The 2,897-nt window shown below is 74.8% G+C and carries 3 protein-coding genes and 1 pseudogene; all 4 read right to left on the bottom strand.

What is annotated here, in order from left to right:
* Positions 1–777 (bottom strand): annotated as a pseudogene (locus Q6969_RS14710) (hypothetical protein); the annotation flags it as partial.
* The gene (gene nadD, locus Q6969_RS14705; RefSeq protein ID WP_317231113.1) at positions 774–1,376 is read right to left on the bottom strand and encodes a nicotinate-nucleotide adenylyltransferase; all 603 of its coding nucleotides are present in this window, start codon (positions 1,374–1,376) and stop codon (positions 774–776) included. The pseudogene Q6969_RS14710 and the gene nadD, both read right to left, overlap by 4 nt.
* 17 nt (positions 1,377–1,393) lie before the next feature.
* Complete coding sequence (locus Q6969_RS14700) at positions 1,394–1,609, bottom strand: hypothetical protein (RefSeq protein ID WP_094130442.1); 216 nt, start codon at positions 1,607–1,609, stop codon at positions 1,394–1,396.
* Positions 1,610–1,752: 143 nt separating this feature from the next.
* On the bottom strand, positions 1,753–2,897 hold a 1,145-nt coding region (locus tag Q6969_RS14695), incomplete at its 5' end, for a glutamate-5-semialdehyde dehydrogenase (protein WP_317231112.1).

Below are 2,897 nucleotides of genomic sequence, written 5' to 3'. Positions count from 1 at the left end.
GCGGCGGTAGGCGCTGCCGTAGGGCGCGCGCGGGCGAGGCGCGGTCCGCGACCCGCGGCCGTAGCGGGCGTACGGCGGCACGGATGCGCCGGATCCCGCGGAGGGCGCGTCGTCGACGGCCACGGCGTCGCGGGAGCCGGTCTCGGCGGCGTCATCGCCGTCGCGATCGGCCGAGGGACCAGCCGGCGTCGCGGACGGGGAGCCCGGTGCGTCCTCGTGCTCGGATCCACGCTGCTGGCGGGCGGCCTCCTCGGCCTCGCGGATGGCGCGGAGCTGGCGCCGGGTCAGCACCCCGCCCGAGAGGAGGATGGCGGAGGTCTCGGGGCCCACGCCGGTCGGTGCGGGCGCAGGGGCGGCCGCGGGGGCCTCGGGCGCGGATCCCCCGACGGACGGATCCGCCGGCGGCGCATCCACCGGGACGCCGGCGACCGCGGCGTCCTCGGACACGGCGTGCTCGGGAGCGGTGCGCTCGGAGGAGGCGTCCTCGCGAGCGGTGGCGCTGGTCGACGCGGCGTCCGACGAGGCCGCGGCGCTGTCATCGGAGGCGGAGGCCGAGCCGGAGGCGGAGGGATCCGACGTCTCCACGGCAGCCTCGCGAGGACCCGTGGGGACCTCCTGGCCGACCGGGGCGTCGTCCGCCTCGTCGATGCCGAGCGCGAGGGCACGGGCCCGCTCGGCGGCGCGCATCTCGCGGCGGCTGAGACCGAACGTCTGGGGAGCGGGACCGTCGTCGAACGAGGTCGGCCCGGAGTCGGGCGCGTCGTGGGAGGGGGTCATTGCGGGCTCCGATACAGGTGGTGCTTGGAGATGTACTGGACGACCCCGTCGGGGACGAGGTACCACACGGGGAAGCCCCGTCCGACTCGGCTCCGGCAGTCGGTCGAGGAGATGGCCAGCGCCGGCACCTCCAGCAATCTTACGTCGGCGTGCGGGAGGCCGCTCTCGGTGAGGTCGTGCCCGGGACGCGTCACGGCGACGAAGTGCGCGAGGTCCCACAGCTCCGCGACGTCCTTCCACCCGAGGATCTGCTGGATGGCGTCCGCGCCCGTGATGAAGAAGAGCTCCGCGTCCGGGTGCGTGCGCCGGATGTCGCGGAGCGTGTCGATGGTGTAGGTGGTGCGGGCCCGGTCGATATCGACGCGGCTGACGGTGAACCGCGGGTTCGCCGCGGTCGCGATCACGGTCATGAGGTAGCGGTGCTCGCCGTCGGTGACCGTCTGCTTCTGCCACGGCTGGCCCGTGGGGACGAAGATCACCTCGTCGAGCTGGAGGTGCTGCTGCACCTCGCTCGCGGCCACGAGGTGGCCGTTGTGGATGGGGTCGAACGTGCCGCCCATGACCCCGATGCGGAGGCGCGGGGTCGCGGGTGTCGTCATCTGGCGGGTGCTCGCGCTCAGTGCGCCTGGTCCGCGGTGCCGTGGCCCTGCTCGGCGACGGGGGGCTTGCCCCACTTCTCCGAGTGGCGGTTGCTCACGTCGCGGAAGCTGAACATGACCACGCCGAGGGCGATGAACGCGACCGCGGCGACGGCCGGGAACACCCAGAGCGGAGCGGCGAGCTCCATGGCGTGCTCGGTCTCGGCGAGGATGGTGGTGGTCAGCGCGTGCATGGGATCTCCGTTCGTGGCACGCCCCGTGGTGCGGAGGCGGCGCCTGCCATCCTATCGGCGGCCCCTTCGCGGGGTGCACCCGGCCCGGGCGAGCCGTGGTCCCGGCCCGACCTCCGCCCGGACTCCGTCCGGACTCCGTCCGGTCAGCCGCGGACCTGTCCGCTCCCCCGCACGACCCACTTGGTGCTCGTCAGCTCCTGCAGGCCCATGGGTCCCCGCGCGTGCAGCTTCTGCGTGGAGATCCCCACCTCGGCGCCGAAGCCGAACTCGGATCCGTCGGTGAAGCGGGTGGAGGCGTTCACCATCACGACGGCCGAGTCCACGGCGGCGAGGAAGCGCTCCGCCACGGCCACGTCGGACGTGACGATGGACTCGGTGTGGTGCGTCGACCAGCGGGCGATGTGCGCCACCGCGTCCTCCACCGAGTCGACGACGCGCACGGCCAGGTCGAGCGAGAGGTACTCGGCGGCCCAGTCCTCCTCCGTGGCGGGCACGGCCGCGGGCCACAGAGCGCGGACGGCGTCGTCGCCGTGCACCGTCACCCCGCGGTCGCGGAGGGCGTCGAGCACGTCGGGGAGGAGGCGCGGCGCGGCGTCCCGGTGGACGAGCAGCGTCTCCATGGCGTTGCAGACGCTCGGGCGGCTGACCTTCGCGTCGACCGCGATGCCGACCGCCATCCGCGCGTCGGCGGAGGCATCGAGGTAGACGTGCACGACGCCCGCGCCGGTCTCGATCACGGGCACGGTCGACTCCTCGACGACCGTGCGGATGAGCTCGGCGGAGCCGCGCGGCACCAGCACGTCGACCAGTCCCCGCGCGCGCATCAGGCGGGCGGCACCGGCCCGCCCGTGCGCGTCCACGGTCTGCACGGCTTCGGCGGGGAGGCCGGCGCCCTCGAGCGCCGTGCGCATGACGTCGACGAGGACGGCGTTGGTGCCGAGCGCCGCCGATCCCCCGCGGAGGACGACCGCGTTGCCGCTCTTGAGCGCCAGGGCGGCGATGTCGACGGTCACGTTCGGCCGGGCCTCGTAGATGGCGCCGACCACGCCGAAGGGGACGCGCACCTGGGACAGCAGGAGTCCGTTCGGGAGCGTGCGGCCGCGCACGACGTGGCCGAGCGGGTCGTCGAGCGCGCGGATCCCGGCCACGGCGTCGGCGAGCGAGGCGACGCGGCGCGCGTCCAGGGTCAGACGGTCGAGGAGGCCCGTCGCGAGCCCGGCGGCCCGGCCCGCCTCGAGGTCCCGGGCGTTGGCTGCGACGATGCGGTCGGCGTGCGCGAGCAGGGCGG

Origin of the sequence: Clavibacter sp. MX14-G9D (assembly GCF_032917815.1) — a bacterium.
In the GTDB taxonomy this organism is placed as follows: domain Bacteria; phylum Actinomycetota; class Actinomycetes; order Actinomycetales; family Microbacteriaceae; genus Clavibacter; species Clavibacter michiganensis_K.
Note: the sequence above shows the minus strand (reverse complement) of the source record. Positions and strands in the feature narration are given on the sequence as shown.